Raw genomic sequence first — 16718 nt, forward strand, 5'->3', positions numbered from 1 at the left:
GCGCAAACCCGGTGGGACGGTCAGGACTGCGTGACAAGATGGTGAAATGAGCATGTTCGCGGGGAGACCGGGCGCGGGACGCGACGACGTGGGCGAGAAGGTCGCCTCCTTCCCGACGTACGAGCAGGCGCAGAAGGCCGTGTCATCGCTCATCGCGGGCGAGGTTCCGGCGCGCGAGATCGCGATCGTCGGTTCGGGCCTGCGCTCCATCGAACGCATCACCGGCAAGCTGGGGTACGCGACCGCCGCCCGCTCGGGCGCGTTGAACGGCCTGATGCTGGGCCTGCTGTTCGCGTTCATCTTCGTGCTGGGCATGCCGACCGTGCAGATCTCGGCCTTCGTCGGCGTGCTGCTGGTGGGCATGGCCCTCGGCATGATCCTGAGCCTGGGCACGTACTCGATCGTGCGCCGCCGCCGCGACTTCGCGTCGGTCATGCAGGTCGCCGCCGACCACTACGACGTCTGCGTCGAAGCCACCAGCATTCAGAAGGCCCGCGGAGTGCTCGGCGCCGGCGCCACCCGCACGACGGTGTCGCGCCCCAACGCCGCCCCCACGGCGCCGCCGCAGTACGGCGAACGCGTCGCTCCCGGCGCCGGCGCCCCGGCTGCGCCCCCGCGCCCGCCGGTCCCCGGTGCGACCCCCGTCGACGACGAGCCGCCCCGGTACGGTGAACGCATCACGCCCGTGCCGCCGCGCGAGAACCCGGCACCACCGGCCGAGTCACCCTCGTCCACCCGCCCCGAGGGCGACGCGCCCACCGAGCGGTGACCGTCACCGCCGTTCGCCTCCCCGTCGCGCTGCCGACGGGCGCGAGCGAGGTGTCGGGTCTCTGGTCGCCCGCCCCGCGTCCCGGACCCACGATTGCGCTTGCCCACGGCGCCGGCGCCGGCATGGACCACCCGTTCCTGGAGGGTCTCGCCGCCGCGCTGGTCGACGAGGGAGTGAGTGTGCTGCGCTTCGTCTTCCCCTACGTCGAGGCCGGACGACGGATGCCGGGACCCGCCCCGCACGCCGTCGCGACCTGGGCGGGGGTCGAGGCCTGGTTGGCCGCCGCACATCCCGGGCCGTACGCGGCGGTGGGCAAGTCGTACGGCGGGCGTATGGCATCCGTCGCCACCGCCGAGGGCGTGATCGCCCCCGCCGGGCTCGCCTACCTCGGCTACCCCCTGCATCCGCCCGGGCGCCCCGACAGGCCCCGCGTCGACCACCTGCCCGCGATCGTGGTGCCGCAGCTGTTCGTCGAGGGCGAGAACGACCCGTTCATCCAGCCGCGCGAGCAGTTCGACGCGGCCGTCTCCTCGTGTCGCGACGCCCGGGTGGAGTGGATCGCGGGCGGGAACCACTCGTTCGAGGTGAAGGGTGCGCGGCGACCGGCCGATCAGATCGGCGCGGGACTCGCTCCGATCGTCGCGGCCTTCGCGCGCGCTCTCTGACGTCTGTCCGTCCGACAGTCGGTGATCCGCGAGGCGGTCTTCTCGGACCCTGTCAGCGCCCCGCGGCGTAGCCCTGCGCTCCGCGGGGGTTGGCCGCCGCCCACAGAATTCCCTCGGCATCCCGCCCGACGGCGCTGACGCGCCCGAGCGCCCAGTCTCCGGCCCGGCGCACGCGGTGCCCGCGCCGTTCGAGCTCGGCGATGACCTCGTCGCCGAGGCGGTCCTCGACGACCGCGCCCGCGGGCGACCAGCTGCGGGGCCAGAACGAATCGGCCACGGCGGTGGTGTGCAGGGTGGGGGCGTCGATCGCCTGCTGCGGCGAATACGCGCCCACCAGCATGCGCAGCAGCACCGGCAGCTGCCACTGGTCCTGCTGATCGCCGCCGGGGGAGCCCATCGCCGTGACCTCGTCGCCGCGGCTGAGCAGGGTGGGAGTGAGAGTGGTGCGCGGGCGTCGGCCCGGAACGAGGGATGCCGGATGCCCGGGCTGCAACCACGTCATCTGCAGGCGCGTGCCCAGGCAGAAACCGAGCGAGGGGACGACCGGCGACGATTGCAGCCACCCGCCCGACGGTGTGGCCGAGACGACGTTCCCCCAGCGATCGATCACGTCGATGTGCACGGTGTCACCGCGGGTCTGACCCGAGCGGTCGACCGTGGGTTCGCCGGTCGCCCCGGCGGCGGCGACCACGTCGGCACGCAACGGAGGCAGCGTCGGGGCGTGCCCCTCGGGCGCTCCCGGGCGCAGCTCGGTCGAGGCGCGGTCGCCGATGAGTTCCCGACGCTGGGCGAGATAGTCGTCGGCGAGGAGCGCCGACACTCCGACCACGCCGTCCGCGTCACCGAACCAGGCGTCGCGGTCGGCGTACGCGAGCTTCTGCGTCTCGAGCAGCAGGTGCGCTCCCTCGGCGGTGGCCGGGTCGAGCTGGGAGTCCTCGGCGGTCTCGAGCATGCGCAGCACCTGCAGCAGGGCGGGACCCTGCGACCAGGTGCCGGCTTTGTACACGTCCCACCCGCGGAAGCGCGCCGTCACCGCGGGTTCGTAACCCGCGCGCCACGACGCCAGGTCGGCGGCGTCCAGGACGCCGGGGTGATCGGCGCCGTCGGAGTGCCGGTGCGGGGTGCGCACGAACTCCGCCGCCCGGGGGAGGACGGCGGTCATCCAGTGCTCGCGCGCCGCGTCGATACGCCCCGCGCGGTCGGCGGCGGTGTCGCCGGCGGCGATCAGCTCGTCGAGGACCCCGGCCCACGCCGGGTTGCGCATGAGCGTGTCGGCGGACGGCACCTCGCCGTCCGGCATCCAGAGCTCTGCCGACGAAGGCCACTGCGCGCGGAAGAGGTCGGCGACGCGGCCGATGGTGGCGGCGGCCCCCGCGACCAGGGGGTGTCCCTCGCGCGCATAGCCGATGGCGAAGGAGACGACGTCGGCGGCTTCCCACGTGCCGTGATCGCGCAGCAGCAGCAGCCAGGCGTCGACCGCGCCGGGAACGGTCGCGGCCAGCGCACCGGCGCCGGGCACGAGGTCGAGGCCTCGCCCCTCGAAGTACTCGATGGTGGCCGCGGCAGGGGCGGGGCCCTGGCCCATGAGCACCAGGGGCTCGGCGGCACCGGCCGGGCGCACGAGCGCGACCAGGTCGCCGCCGGGGCCGTTCAGGTGCGGTTCGACGACGTGCAGCACGAAGGCCGCCGCCACCGCGGCATCGAACGCGTTGCCGCCGCGCTCGAGCACGGCCTGAGCGGTCGCCGTCGCGGTCCAGTGCGTCGACGCCGACATGCCGAACGTGCCGCGCAGGGTCGGCCGCGTGGTGAACGAAGACGGGGGAGTGAAGGTCATCGCGACGACCGGGCGATCCACTCCTCGACTTCGTCGGCGGTGCGGGGAATGTCCGCCGACAGGTTGACGGGACCGTCGGCGGTCATCACGATGTCGTCCTCGATGCGCGCACCGATGCCGCGGTACTCCTGGGGCACCGTCAGATCGTCGATCTGGAAGTAGAGCCCCGGCTCGATGGTGAACGCCATCCCCGGCTCGAGCAGCCCGTCGTAGTACATGTCGCGTCGGGCCTGCGCGCAGTCGTGCACGTCGAGGCCGAGGTGGTGGCTCGTGCCGTGCACCATGTAGCGGCGGTGCTGGCCGCCGGTCTCGGCCCGCAGCGCCTCGTCGGCGGTGACGGGGAGCAGGCCCCACTCGGCGACGCGGGCGGCGATGACCTCCATCGCGGCCTCGTGCAGGCGGCGGAACGGCACGCCCACCTCGGCCGCGGCGAACGACGCGTCGGCCGCTTCGCGCACGGTCTCGTAGATGCGGCGCTGCACGTCGGTGAAGGTGCCCGAGACGGGAAGCGTGCGCGTGATGTCGGCGGTGTAGAGGCTGTCGACCTCGGCCCCGGCGTCGATGAGGATGAGGTCGCCGGGCTTGACGGCCCCGTCGTTGCGCGTCCAGTGCAGGTAGCACGCGTGCGGACCGGACGCCGCGATCGTGTCGTACCCGACCGCGTTGCCGTCGGAGCGCGCGCGCTGGTGGAACACGCCCTCGACGATGCGTTCGCCACGCGGATGCTCGACGATGCGGGGCAGCTCCGCGACGATGTCGTCGAAGCCGCGGCCCGTGACCTCGACGGCGAGGGCCAGCTGGGCGAGCTCGTACTCGTCTTTGACCAGGCGCAGCTCCGACACGAAACGGGTGACCTCGTCGTCGTCGTCGAGCGTGCGGTCGTCGTCGCCGACGGCGAAGTCGTGCAGGTGGGCCGTGGCGATGCCGAGGTCGGCCGCGACGCCGTCGAGTGCGGGGCGCGGGCCGATCCAGAACTCGCCGACGGTGGCGTCGGAGTAGAACTCCGCGGTCGTGCGGTCGGCACGCTCGCGGAAGTAGAGCACGGCCTCGTGGCCCTCGTCGCGCGGCTCGAAGACGAGCACCGAGTCGGGCTCGGCGTCGCTGCCCCACCCGGTGAGGTGCGCGAAGGCGGAGTGCGCGCGGAACGGATAGTCGGTGTCGTTGCTGCGCTGCTTGAGACCGCCCGCGGGGATCACCACGCGGCGGCCCGGGAACGCTTGCGACACGCGCTCGCGTCGCCGCGCGGCCCACGCGGCCTGTTCGCGCGCCTCGGGGAGCTCGACCGGGTGCTCGGCCCAGCCCGTCGAGATGGTGTCAAGGAACCCGCGGGGGAACGGTGCCTTGCGATTGCTCGGTGCGGCGGGCGTCTGCTCGGGCGTCGGGTTCTCGACGGTCTGCGGTTCGGCGGTCTGCGCGGTCGTGTCGCTGGTGGAGGGGGCATCCATCGTTCCAGTCTCGCACCGCCGGGCCCGGATCGCATGGCCACGGCGAGAAGCGGGCTCGAGAGCGCGGCGGCCGAGGGTGCGCGGGGAGCGTGCCGAATCCGTCGACGGGCTCGGGCGGGGCGGCTCAGCCGCCCGTGCGCTCGAGCTGGACGACGATGGGGCGGTGGTCGCTGCCCGACCCGTCGAGGGTGCGCATGACGACCGAGCCCGACACGGTCCAGTCGGGCGTCGCCATGACGTGGTCGATCGGGGCGCCGAGCAGGGCCGGGGCGTCGGTCGGCCACGTGCCGACACCGCCGTTCCCGCTCGCGGACGCCGTGTCGTGGCAGCGACCCAGCGTTCCGCCGTCGACGCCCATGCCGGTCATGTGGTCGAGCGTCGCGTTGAAGTCGCCGGCGAGGATCACGTTGTCGCTCGCGCATTGATCGGCCAGCCACTGCAGGTCGCTGCGCCACTCGGTCATGTACTCCTCGCGCGGTGCCACGGCGTGGGCGGCGACGATGATGGGTCCGTCGCCCGAGGTCGGCATCGCCACCGCGCTCGGTACCGTCGAGGTGTTGCTGGAACCGTCGAGCGAGGACTGGATCACGGAGTAGTCGCCCAGCTCCGGTCTGATCAGCACGGTCGTCGAGGTGGCATCCCATCCGGTGATGCCGTACTCGCCGTACTCGGCGTGGTGCGCCCACATGGGCTGACCCATGTCGCGCATGAGTTCGGCGACGCGGGCGCCCGTGTCGATGGTCGTCTCGGGCAGGGTCACCACGTCGGCCTGCATGCCGACGGCGAACTGGGCGATGGATTCGGCCGAGGTGGCCGAGCCCGCGGTGTTCCACGTCATGATGCGCAGGCTCGTGTCGGTCTTCGCCGGGAGCGCCTCGGTGCCGAGGCCGCGCTGCGCGAGCAGGGCGACATTGATCCCGCCCGCGAGGCCGAGGACCAGCGCCAAGGTGAGAGCGAGCACCCGCACCGGACGGATCAGGGCGAACAGCAGCATGAGCAGCGTCGCGGCCACCAGAACGGCGGCCAGCGCGGCGCGGAACGAAATGATCTGCGCCAGGGGGAAGGTGCGCTCCAGGCCGAAGAACGACGGCCACGTCAGCACCGCGGCACCCGCCGCGACGACGAGCGCGACGAGGAATCCGAACAGCCGACGCACGCACCCGACCCTAAGGGAGCCGTCTGAGAGATCGACCGATGCCGACCGGGCATGCCCTGGGCCTGGGACCGCGCGCTACGCTCGACGGGTGCAGCATGATCGTCGATTCGAGGGGCCGAGCGATCTGCACCTGCACTCCTCGCACTCCGACGGCACCGAACCGCCCGCCCAGGTCATGGCGGCCGCGCACCGGTACGGCCTGCGTACGGCCGCCCTCACCGACCACGACACGACGTCGGGCTGGGCCGAGGCCGCCGAGGCGGCGTCGTCGCTCGGGATGACGTTCGTTCCGGGCATGGAGCTCTCGGCCCGCCACCGGTGGCGCAGCGTGCACCTGCTGGCGTACCTGGTCGACCCCGACGACACCGCGCTGCGCGCCATGACCGACCGGATCCGCTCCTCGCGCCTCGATCGCGCGCAGATCATGGCCGAACGCATCTCCCACGACTACGACATCGCCTGGGGCGACATCGTCGCCCAGACCGCCGACGGGGCGACCGTGGGACGCCCGCACATCGCCGACGCCCTGGTCGCACGGGGGATCGTGACCGATCGCACCGAGGCGTTCGCCGGCATCCTGCATCCCGCGGGCGACTACTACGTCGCCCTCTACGCTCCCGACCCGGTGACGGCGGTGGAGCTGGTGGTCGGTGCCGGCGGCGTGCCCATCGTCGCGCACCCGGCGGGACGCGCGCTGCTGCCCGACGGGGTGACGCAGGCGATGCTCGACGCGGGACTCGCCGGCTTCGAGCTCGGCCACCGCGAGAACCTGCCCGAGCCCACGGCGCTGCTCGCCGACCTCGCCGCGCGCCACGATCTCATCGTGACCGGATCGAGCGATTACCACGGCCTCGGCAAACCCAACGTCCCAGGCGAGAACACGACGGCCGACGACATGGTCGCGCGCATCTTCGCCCTGGGCCACGGCACGGCACCGGTCTTCCCGTAGGCAACCGTCGTCGGCGGCGGGGCCGCGGCGAGCATCCCTGCGACGGCGAGGGGTGACGAGCGTCCTCCGCTCGTTGCATCCCCTCCGCTCGTCACCTCGCTCTCGCCGTTCCGTTGCTCGGCGACGTCGCTCGCGCACACCGCATGCGGGCGTCTCCCGGCAGCCGGTGCGCCCGGAAACGAGAACGGCGCCGACCCCCGGAGGGATCGGCGCCGTGTCGACGTGCGGGTCAGGCGACGGGGGCCGTCGGGGTTCCCGAGCTTCCGCTGCCGCGACGACGACGGCGGCGACGCGGGGCCGCGTTGCCGTCGTGGTGCTCCTTGCCGGCGCCGTCGTGCGTGCCGGCACCGCCCTCGGCGCGCGGGGTGCTCTCACCGGTGGACTCGCCCGATACGCCACCGCGACGGCGACGGCGCGGACCGCGCTCGCCCTCGGCATCCTGGCCCTCGGTCTTCTTCTCGACCTTGGGGACGACGGCCTTCGGGGCGGTCACGAGACGCCCCTTCGTGCCCACGGGGATGTCGAGGTCGGTGAACAGATGCGGGCTCGACGAGTAGGTCTCGGTCGGCTCGGGCTGGCCGAACTCGAGCGCGCGGTTGATGAGCGCCCACTTGTGCAGGTCGTCCCAGTCGACGAACGTCACGGCGATGCCGGTCTTGCCCGCGCGGCCGGTGCGGCCCGCGCGGTGCAGGTAGGTCTTCTCGTCGTCGGGGATCGTGTGGTTGATCACGTGCGTGACGTCGTTGACGTCGATACCGCGCGCGGCGACATCGGTGGCGATCAGCACGTCGCGCTTACCGGCCTTGAACGCGGCCATCGAGCGCTCGCGCGCCTCCTGGCTCATGTCGCCGTGGACGGCGGCGGCGTTGAAGCCGCGGTCGCCGAGCTCGTCGACGAGCTTCTGTGCGGCGCGCTTCGTGCGCGTGAAGATGACCGCCTTCTCGCGACCGTCCGACTGCAGGATCCGAGCGATGATCTCGTCTTTGTCGAGCGAGTGCGCGCGGTAGACGAGGTGCTTGATGTTGGCCTGCGTCAGACCCTCGTCGGGGTCGTTGGCGCGCATGTGGATCGGGTTCGACATGAACCGGCGCGCGAGGGCCACGATCGGGCCGGGCATGGTCGCCGAGAACAGCTGCGTGTGCCGCACGGGCGGGACCTTCGAGAAGATCTTCTCGATGTCGGCGAGGAAGCCGAGGTCGAGCATCTTGTCGGCCTCGTCGAGCACGACCTCGGTGGCGTTCGACAGGTCGAGCAGACGCTGGTTGGCGAGGTCGATCAGTCGACCGGGGGTGCCGACGACGATCTGCGCGCCGGCTTTGAGCTGGTCGATCTGGCCCTCGTAGGCCTTGCCGCCGTAGATCGCGACGACGCTGGTGGGGCGGTTGCTGGTGAGCATGTCCATGTCTTCGTAGACCTGGACGGCGAGCTCGCGGGTGGGCACGACGATGAGCGCCTTCACCCCGGGCTCGGGATTCAGACCGAGTCGCTGGACGACGGGGATGCCGAAACCGAACGTCTTGCCGGTACCGGTCTTGGCCTGGCCGATGATGTCCTGCCCCGGAAGGCCGAGGGGGATCGTCTGCTCCTGGATGGGGAAGGCATCGATGATGCCCTTGGATGCCAGGGCATCGACGATGTCCTGGTCGACACCGAGATCGGAGAATGTGGTCATGTGCGTGCCTGTTCCGGCGGTGAGAGACCGCCTGAGGAGTCGAATCCACGCCCTCACTCGTCCGCAGGCGCGGGGCCCCGATCCATCGCCGGGGCTGTTCCACTCTACCCGGCGTGTTTCGACGGCCCCCGACGCCTAGGCTGTAGGCGTGTTCGCGTGGTTCCGTCGTCGTCAGCGCCCCGTGGGCCGCACTCTGCAGCTGCGCTCGCGCGGAGACCTGGGCGAAGCCCTCCGCGTCGACTTCGCCGAGCTGGCGCCCGAGGTCGAGACCTTTCTCGGGCAGGCCGCGTACCTGCAGCTCGGCTTCTTCGAGACGCTCAGCGAACTGATCGCCTCGACGCCCGAGCTCGCCGAGAAAGAGTCCCTCTCACGCGCGGCCGGAGCGGCGCTCATCAAACACCAGGAGCTGGTGGGACTCATCCGCGAGCGCGGCGCCGACCCCACCCAGCTCATGCTGCCGTTCCGCGAGTCGCTCGACGCCTTCCGTCGCAACACGCACGGCGTGCGTCCGCAAGAGACGATGCTGACCGTGCACATCACCGCCGGCATGCTCGACGACTTCTACCTGGCCCTGTCGTCGAGCTACGGAGAGACCGGGCGACGTGTCGCCCGCATTCTGCAGGCCGACGACGACCGCCAGGCCATCGTCGAGATCCTCGGCGCCACGATCCAGAGCGACGAGGAGTGGCGTTGGCTGCTCGCGCTGTGGGGGCGACGCCTGGTGGGCGACACGCTGCTGGTGGCTCGCGCCGCCCTGCGCAACGCTCATCTGGATCGCGACGAAGAGGCCAAGGTCGAGCCCGTCTTCAGCGGTCTGATGGGCGCGCACGCGAGGCGCATGGATGCCATGGGGCTCGCCGCGTAAGAAGCGGGCCACGGGCGGGCGGCGGTGCCGGTGCGCGCCACCGGGGTGGGCGAGGAGCGCGGTACCGCCCTCAGATGCCGAGCTCGGCGCGGTCCGCCGCGTCGCGATTCAGCCGCGCACGCGAGATCACCGGCACCAGGGAGAACGTCGTCGCCACGGGAGCGAGGACGACGACCAGCCACAGCACGGGGGAGTCGATCCCCAGGCCCGCCCACGTGAGGGCGGTCCAGACGATCGCAGCCGACGCGGCGCCCGCGAACGGGGCGAGGGCCGCGCCGCGGAGCTGCCGATGCGGGAGCACGACGTGGGCGGCGAGGCCCACGACGGCCCCCACGATCAGACCGAGCAGGATCTGCACGGGGCGCTCTCTCAGGCGACGAAACCGACGCGGCGGGCCTCTTCGGTGCCGAACTCGACGAACGCGAGGTTCGCGGTCGGAACCAGGTAGGAGTTGCCCTTCACATCGGTGAAGGTGACGTGGCTGGCGGAGTTGTCGAGGGCGGCGGCGACCGCCGACTTCACGGCGTCCGAGCTCTCGTTCGTCTCGAAGTTCAGCTCGCGGCCGGTGTTGGTGATGCCGATACGGATCTCCACGATGCGTCCTTTCCCCGCGGGCCGCGGTCGGCCCGGCGCGTGCTTCCGACTCTAGGGCAGCCCTCCGACACCGCGTCCCGCGCGGGCCCCCGCTTCGCGGATGGCGAACGCGATGGTCCTGGAGCGGGCGGCCCCTCGCACGAGCGCCGCGGTGACGGGGCGCACCGGACCGCTGCTCGGGGAGGGTCGTCCCGCGAGGCGCCTCGCAGCAGACCTGGCGCGGCCGCTGATGTCGGAGGTCGCCGTTAGCGTGGATGCCATGCAGATCTCCGCCGAGGCCGCGCTCGCCCCCGAGGTGTCCCGCGTCGACGATCTCGCGGGTGGATCACCGACGGCGATCGCCCTCGACCGGCTCGACGACGCGCAGCGCGCGGTCGTGCAGTGGCCGGCCGAGGCCAGCGGTCTGGTGGTCGGTGCCCCGGGCTCGGGCAAGACGTCGACGCTGCTGTCGCGCGTGCGCGTGCTCGTGGCATCCGGTGTCGACCCCGACGATCTGCTCGTGCTCACCCCCACGCGGCCGGCGGCGACGGCGCTGCGCGATCCGCTCGCTCTCGCGGTGGAACGGGCGACCTCGGGCGCGCTGGCGCGGTCGCTGGCGTCGTTCGCGTTCCACCTGGTGCGCGGAGCCGAGGTGCGTCGCGGCGCCGAACCGCCCCAGCTGCTGACCGGCGGCGATGAGGACCAGATCATCCGCGACCTGCTCGATGGAGATGCGCTCGACGAAGCCGAGGGCGTCTCACGATGGCCGGAGTGGCTCGGCACCGCCATCCGCGCGACGCGCGGTTTTCGCGGCGATCTGCGCGCGTTCCTCGCGGAGTGCACCGACCTGGGCCTCGACTCCGCTGCCCTCGTGCGTCTGGCCGAAGAGCACGAGCTCCCGGTGTGGGCCTCGCTCGCCTCGTTCGCCGACGAGTACCGCGCGGTGCGCGCGTCGATGCGCGGAGCGCACCGCGACGCCGCCGACCTGGCCCGCGAGGCCGTTTCCGTGCTCGGTGAGGCGCGCCGGGAGCGCGATCTGCTCGGGCGGTTCTCGTCGTTGCGCTGCGTCCTCGTCGACGACGCGCAAGAGCTCACCGCGGGCGGCATCGACCTGCTGCGCGCCTGCCGCGACCTCGGCATCGGTGTCGTCGCTTTCGGTGACCCCGACGTGGGCTCGGGCGCCTTCCGCGGCGCCACGCCCGAGAACTTCGCTCGGCTCGCGCGCGAGCTGGGCGCGACGGCCGCGCTGGGGGAGCCGCACCGCGGCACCCCCGAACACATCGACCTCGTGCGGCAGGTGGCGGCACGCATCGGCGCCGCCGGCGTCGTGGCGCACCGCCGCGCCCCCGTCGGCGCGGCACCCACCGGAGCCGTGCGCACCTACCTGCTGCGCTCTCCCGCCGAAGAGGCCGATGCGATCGCGCGTCTGCTGCGCGAACGGCACGTGCTCGACGGGATTCCCTGGTCGCAGTGCGCGGTCATCGCGCACGACTCCCGCCAAGTGGCCACGCTCGAGGCCGAGCTCGCGGCGCGCGAGGTGCCGGCGCGCTCGAGCGGCCCGGGTCTGGCGCTCGGGGTGCAGCGTCCGGTGCGCGACCTGGTCGCGCTCGTCGAGCTGGGCATGCGTGACCCCGACGGGTGGGCGGCCGATGCCGTGACCGATGCGCTGCTGGGAACCTTCGGCGGCCTCGATCCCATCGAACTCCGGCGCCTTCGCACCGCGCTCCGCCACGACGAGCTGTCGGCGGGAGGATCCCGCACCGCGAGCGAGCTGCTGGTCTCGGGCGTGCGCTTCCCCCTCGAGCTCGAGACCGTCGACACCCGCGAGGGGCGACGTGCGGCTCGACTGGGCGAGACACTGGCGGCCCTGCGGGCGCAGACGCAGGCGAAGGCCACGGCGCACGAACTGCTCTGGACCGCGTGGGAGCGCAGTGCTCTGGCGCGGGTGTGGCGCGAGGCCTCGCGGGGGCACGGTCCGCTCGCCGAGCAGGCCGATCGCGATCTCGACGCGATCGTCGCCCTCTTCCAGGCGGCCAAGCGGTTCACCGAACGCGAGCCCGACGGAGAAGCCGCCGTGTTCCTGCGTTCCGTGCTCGACAGCGACGTCGCCGAAGATCGCATCGAGCAGCCCGCCGTGACCGAGACGGTGCGCGTGCTCACGCCCGCCGCCGCAGCCGGCACCGCGTTCGACACCGTGATCGTGGCCGGCGTGCAGGACGGTGTCTGGCCCAACACCCGGCTGCGCGGCGGTCTGCTCGGGACGTGGCGTCTCGCCGACGCGGTCCAGCAGCCCGACCTCCCCGTTTCGGGCATGCTCGACCGCCGCCGCGCCGCGATGCACGACGAGCTGCGACTGTTCGTGCGCGCGATCAGTCGAGCGAACGCGCGGCTCGTGGTCACCGCGGTCGACGACGACGACACCGGTCCGAGCGTGCTGTTCGAGATGCTCCCCACTCCCGAGCCCGCCGCGGCGATCCCGGAGCACCCCCTGTCGCTGCGCGGACTCGTCGCCCGTCATCGGCGTGCGCTCACCGTGCCCCGGGTCCCGCCGGCCGATCGCGCGCACGCCGCCGGCCAGCTCGCCCTCCTCGCGGCAGCGGGGGTGGCCGGTGCGGCCCCCGACGAGTGGTACGGCGTCGCCGCACCGACTTCGACCGCGCCGCTGCGCGACCTCACCCGCGAAGACGTGAGGGTCTCGCCGTCGCGCCTCCACGCCCTCGAAGAGTGCGAGCTCGACTGGGTCATCGCCGATCTGGGCGGTGACCGAGGCGGCACGACGGCGGGCATCGGCACGATCATCCATGCGGCGCTCGAGACCGCGGCATCCATCTCCGAGAGCGACCTGTGGGCCGTGGTCGACGAGCGCTGGGGCGAGTTGGTCTTCGACGCCGTATGGCGTGAGCGGGCGGAACGCACGCGCGCCCGGGAACTGGTGCGACGGCTCGCGACCTACCTCCGCCGGTTCGACGACGCGGGTGGGCGGCTGATCGGCGCCGAGCGGCACTTCGAGGTGCCCATCCCCCTCGACGACGCCGCGGAGCACCGCGCCGTGCTCAGCGGCGACATCGACCGCGTCGAGCTGACGCCGAGCGGCGAGGTCGTGATCGTCGACCTCAAGACGGGCAAGAACGAACCGCAGACCGACGCGAAGGTCGCCGACAACCCGCAGCTCGCCGCGTACCAGCTGGCGTTCTCGTCGGGTGCCATCGAGCCGGTCGCCGGCCTCGCCCCGGGAGGCGCGAAGCTGCTCGTGCTGCGCCCGACGGCGGCGACGAAAGAGTACGCCGAGCCGTTGCAGAAGCCATTCGACGACGCTCAGCGCGCCGACTTCGTCAGTCGCGTGCAGCGCGCCGTCGGCGTGATGCGGGGCACGAGCTTCGCCGCGCCCTACGAGGTGCACTGTCGAGACGAGTTCTCGTACGGGTTGTGCCGCATCCATACGGTGTCGGCGGTGAGCGCCTCGTGAGCGGCACCGTCTCGGCGGCGGTCATCGCCGCGGCCCTCGGGCAGTTCCCGCCGACGTCGGAACAGACCTCGGTGATCGAAGCCCCGCTCGCCCCGGCGCTGGTGGTCGCGGGAGCCGGCAGCGGCAAGACCGAGACGATGGCCGGACGCGTGGTGTGGCTCGTCGCGAACGGCCTCGTCCGCCGCGACGAGGTCCTCGGACTCACCTTCACCCGGAAGGCCGCGGGTGAGCTCGCCGAGCGCATCCAGCGGCGGTTGCAGCGACTGGCCGAGTTCGAGGCGCGCGGACTCCTGCCCTTCCTCCCCGCCCTGCACGAGGCCGGTCGGCTCTCGGTGTTCGCCGACCTGGCCCCTCTCGACGGTGCCCGCGGCGATGCCGCTCGTCGCGAGGCGCTCGACGCGCTGGCCGCCGAGGTCGGTGCGCACGCCGCAGACGCCCACGACGGCGACCAGCTGCTGCACCGGCCGACCGTCTCGACCTACAACAGCTTCGCCGACGGGATCGTGCGCGAGCACGGCGTGCGCATCGGCCGCGACGCCGAAGCGGCGGTGCTGTCGGAGTCGGCGGCCTGGTTGCTCATGCGGCGCGTGGTGTTCGCCTCCGACGACCCGCGACTCGAGGAGCGACAGGAATCCCCGCGCACGTTGATCGACGCCGCGCTGCGCATCGCGCGCGACGGCGTCGACAACCTGGTCGACCTCGAGCGTCTCGCCGCGTTCCCCGACGAGTTCGCGCGCATCGTCGAGCGCCCCTCGACGTCGGCCCGCGTGAGCGTCTACAAAGAGGTGGGCGACGCCGCGGCGAAAGTGTCGGCGCTCTCGCTGCTCGCCGCCCTCGCGGCGGACTACGACCGCGAGAAGGCCCGCGTCGGGGTCATGGATTTCGCCGATCAGGTGGCGGGCGCGCTGCGCATCGCCCGGGAGCACCCGGCGGTGGTCGCCGAACTCCGCACGCGGTATCGGGTCGTGCTCCTCGACGAGTACCAGGACACCTCGGTCGTGCAGACCGACCTGCTCGCGACGCTGTTCGGCGGGACCGGGGTCATGGCCGTCGGCGATCCCCACCAGGCCATCTACGGCTGGCGGGGCGCCAGCGCGGGCAACCTCGGCGGATTCCCCGCCGCTTTCGCCCCGGAGGGGGGATGCCGGCACTTCGCGCTGCTGACGAGTTGGCGCAACAGCGCGGCGGTGCTGCGGGCGGCCAACGCGGTCCTCGCCCCCCTCGCCGCGCGCGCGGCGGTAGAGGTGGGTGAACTCGCCCCGCGCCCCGGCGCGCCGGCAGGCGTCGTCGACGTGGTCTTCGAGAACGACCTCGACGCCGAAGCCGATCGCGTCGCGTCGTGGTTCGTCGGAGTCCGCGCCGCCCGCGCGGCCGAGGGACGCCCCACGACGGGCGCGATCCTCTTCCGCAGCAAGAAGCACATGGTGCGCTTCGGCGACGCACTCGGTCGCCGCGGAATCCCTCATCGCATCCTGGGTCTCGGGGGGCTCCTCACCACCCCCGAGGTGGTCGACGTCGTCTCGGCCCTGCGGGTCATCAGCGACCCCGAGGCCGGATCGGCGCTGATCCGATTGCTGTCGGGCCCGCGGTGGGCCGTGGGCCTGGCCGATCTTCGCGCCCTGGCGCAGTTGGCACGACGCCTCGCCACGCATGACGTCGGCCTGCAGCCCCTCGCCCCCGAGGTCCTCGACCGACTGCGCTCCACACCGGGGGCCGACCGGGCCTCGCTCGTCGACGCGCTCGACTTCCTCACGCGTCAGACCGACGGCCACGGTTGGCTGGCCGAGATCACCCCCGAGGGGCGCGCGCGGCTGCGCGACGCCGGTGCCGTGTTCGCGGCGCTCCGGCGCAGCGTCGGCGCACCGATCCCGGAGCTCCTGCGATTGATCGAGGTCGAGTTGCGTCTCGACATCGAGCTCGCCGCGAACGAATCGCGCGGCCCCGCCCGCATCGCCTCGGCGCAGTTGCGCGCGTTCGTCGACGAGATCCGCGGTTTCCTCGCCGCCGACGAGTCGGGGTCGGTGTCGAGCCTGCTCGCGTGGCTCGATCACGCCGAGCAGGCCGACGAGTTCGCCCCGCGCACCGAGCCGCCCGAAGACGACGTGGTGCAACTGCTCACGATCCACGGCTCGAAAGGGCTCGAGTGGGATGCCGTCTCGGTGGTGCGCCTGGTCACCGACGAGCTCCCCTCGCTGGCACGCGACACGAAGGGATGGCTGGGGTTCGGCATCCTTCCCGCGGAGTTCCGCGGTGATTCCGCCTGGCTTCCGGTGTTCGGGTGGCGGGGTGCCGAGACTCAGCAGGACCTCAAGGCCGCCATCGACGCCTTCGTCGCCGACAACCGGGCGCGGCAACTCGACGAGGATCGCCGACTCGCCTACGTGGCCTTCACCCGTGCCCGCGACCATCTGATGCTCTCGGGATCGAGCTGGTCGGGGACGAAGCGCCCGCGCCGCCCGAGCGTGTTCCTCGACGAGGCGACCGATGCGCTCGGCATCGACCTCGAGATCGGTGATCCGGGCGACGATCCGTATGACGGGGAGCGCCGTCTGCTGCACTGGCCGCTCGACCCGCTCGGGTCGCGTCGCACGGCCGTCTCGGCTGCCGCAGCCGCGGTGAACGCCGCGCGTACGTCGGGACCGGTCGATGCCGATCCCGACCTCGCATTGCTTCTCGCCGAGCGTGCCGACCGGTTGCGTCCGGCCCACACGCCCGCGCCCACGCGCATCCCCGCTTCTCGATTCAAGGATTTCGTCGCCGACTACGGCGAGGCGGTCGAGGCGCTCCGCCGGCCCCTCCCGGAGCGCCCCTACCGTCAGACGCGCCTGGGCACCCTGTTCCACGCCTGGGTCGAACAGCGATCGGGGTTGGTGGGCGCGGGGACCGGCCTCGACGACGACGCGCTGTGGGATGACGACGAGGCGGGCGCATCGGCCGCCGACGCGGCCGAACTCGAGCGCCTGCGCGCGTGTTTCGAGCGGTCGGAATGGGCGCCGCTGATGCCGCTCGAGGTCGAGACCGAGATCGACTTCGTCACGACGCGGCTCGACGGCCGCGAACACGTCGTCATCTGCAAACTCGACGCCGTCTACCGGCGCGGGGACCGCTACGAGATCGTCGACTGGAAGACCGGTCGTCCGCCGCGCACCGAGGCCGAACGCACCGCGCGCATGGTGCAGCTCGAGCTCTACCGCGAGGCGTATCACGCCAAGCACGGGATCGACCTCGACCGTATCGACGTCGCGCTGTTCTACGTCGGCGACGAGCTGGTGCTGCGCGGCTGAGGCGGCCTCGCGGAAGGGGCGCGCGTACAGTGCGGCGCGG

12 protein-coding genes are annotated in these 16718 nt (G+C 72.5%); 6 read left to right on the top strand and 6 right to left on the bottom strand.

What is annotated here, in order from left to right; all coding sequences use genetic code 11:
- The first annotated feature begins 46 nt into the window (after positions 1–46).
- Both ASF96_RS17435 and ASF96_RS11955 read left to right on the top strand, forming a co-directional pair.
- On the top strand, positions 47–769 hold the full coding sequence (locus ASF96_RS17435; protein WP_235560603.1) for a general stress protein: 723 nt from the start codon (positions 47–49) through the stop codon (positions 767–769).
- Positions 766–1434, top strand: a complete 669-nt coding sequence (locus ASF96_RS11955) for an alpha/beta hydrolase family protein (protein ID WP_055939639.1) — start codon at positions 766–768, stop codon at positions 1432–1434. The genes ASF96_RS17435 and ASF96_RS11955 overlap by 4 nt, the downstream gene beginning before the upstream one ends.
- Before the next feature lie 52 nt (positions 1435–1486).
- Here the strand turns inward: ASF96_RS11955 and ASF96_RS11960 are convergent, their stop codons facing one another.
- From ASF96_RS11960 to ASF96_RS11970, 3 genes are all read right to left on the bottom strand, one after another.
- Complete coding sequence (locus tag ASF96_RS11960; RefSeq protein WP_055940009.1) at positions 1487–3268, bottom strand: gamma-glutamyltransferase family protein; 1782 nt, start codon at positions 3266–3268, stop codon at positions 1487–1489.
- Positions 3265–4713, bottom strand: coding sequence for an aminopeptidase P family protein (locus tag ASF96_RS11965; protein ID WP_055939641.1), 1449 nt, complete (start codon positions 4711–4713; stop codon positions 3265–3267). The genes ASF96_RS11960 and ASF96_RS11965 overlap by 4 nt, the downstream gene beginning before the upstream one ends.
- Positions 4714–4837: 124 nt before the next feature.
- Complete coding sequence (locus ASF96_RS11970) at positions 4838–5869, bottom strand: endonuclease/exonuclease/phosphatase family protein (protein ID WP_055939643.1); 1032 nt, start codon at positions 5867–5869, stop codon at positions 4838–4840.
- Positions 5870–5957: 88 nt separating this feature from the next.
- Here ASF96_RS11970 and ASF96_RS11975 point away from each other — a divergent pair, with 88 nt between their 5' ends.
- Positions 5958–6818, top strand: a complete 861-nt coding sequence (locus ASF96_RS11975) for a PHP domain-containing protein (protein WP_055939645.1) — start codon at positions 5958–5960, stop codon at positions 6816–6818.
- A gap of 229 nt (positions 6819–7047) precedes the next feature.
- On the opposite strand, the gene ASF96_RS11980 is transcribed toward ASF96_RS11975, so the two are convergent.
- Positions 7048–8490, bottom strand: a complete 1443-nt coding sequence (locus ASF96_RS11980; protein ID WP_055836260.1) for a DEAD/DEAH box helicase — start codon at positions 8488–8490, stop codon at positions 7048–7050.
- A 148-nt stretch (positions 8491–8638) separates the two neighbouring features.
- Between ASF96_RS11980 and ASF96_RS11985 the strand changes: the two genes are divergently transcribed.
- The gene (locus ASF96_RS11985) at positions 8639–9355 is read left to right on the top strand and encodes a ferritin-like fold-containing protein (RefSeq protein WP_055939647.1); all 717 of its coding nucleotides are present in this window, start codon (positions 8639–8641) and stop codon (positions 9353–9355) included.
- 70 nt (positions 9356–9425) lie between these two features.
- Here ASF96_RS11985 and ASF96_RS11990 read toward each other — a convergent pair whose 3' ends face one another.
- Positions 9426–9713, bottom strand: a complete 288-nt coding sequence (locus ASF96_RS11990) for a hypothetical protein (protein WP_055836266.1) — start codon at positions 9711–9713, stop codon at positions 9426–9428.
- Between the two features lie 11 nt (positions 9714–9724).
- Positions 9725–9949: a DUF3107 domain-containing protein gene (locus ASF96_RS11995; RefSeq protein ID WP_055939649.1), complete on the bottom strand. Its 225-nt coding sequence runs from the start codon at positions 9947–9949 to the stop codon at positions 9725–9727.
- Positions 9950–10208: 259 nt separating this feature from the next.
- Here ASF96_RS11995 and ASF96_RS12000 point away from each other — a divergent pair, with 259 nt between their 5' ends.
- Both ASF96_RS12000 and ASF96_RS12005 read left to right on the top strand, forming a co-directional pair.
- Complete coding sequence (locus tag ASF96_RS12000) at positions 10209–13394, top strand: ATP-dependent helicase (RefSeq protein ID WP_082509625.1); 3186 nt, start codon at positions 10209–10211, stop codon at positions 13392–13394.
- A complete protein-coding gene (locus ASF96_RS12005) occupies positions 13391–16678 on the top strand; it encodes an ATP-dependent DNA helicase (protein WP_055940013.1) in 3288 nt (1095 codons plus the stop codon). The genes ASF96_RS12000 and ASF96_RS12005 overlap by 4 nt, the downstream gene beginning before the upstream one ends.
- The last annotated feature ends 40 nt before the right edge of the window (positions 16679–16718 follow it).

Origin of the sequence: Microbacterium sp. Leaf179, assembly GCF_001423785.1 — a bacterium.
GTDB lineage: Bacteria > Actinomycetota > Actinomycetes > Actinomycetales > Microbacteriaceae > Microbacterium.

Bases quoted from the DNA above. Each gene is read 5' to 3' on its own strand.
- ASF96_RS12000 (WP_082509625.1), top strand. From the start codon at position 10,209: ATGCAGATCTCCGCCGAGGCCGCGCTCGCCCCCGAGGTGTCCCGCGTC.
- ASF96_RS11965 (WP_055939641.1), bottom strand. From the start codon at position 4,713: ATGGATGCCCCCTCCACCAGCGACACGACCGCGCAGACCGCCGAACCG.
- ASF96_RS11960 (WP_055940009.1), bottom strand. From the start codon at position 3,268: ATGACCTTCACTCCCCCGTCTTCGTTCACCACGCGGCCGACCCTGCGC.
- ASF96_RS17435 (WP_235560603.1), top strand. From the start codon at position 47: ATGAGCATGTTCGCGGGGAGACCGGGCGCGGGACGCGACGACGTGGGC.
- ASF96_RS11980 (WP_055836260.1), bottom strand. From the start codon at position 8,490: ATGACCACATTCTCCGATCTCGGTGTCGACCAGGACATCGTCGATGCC.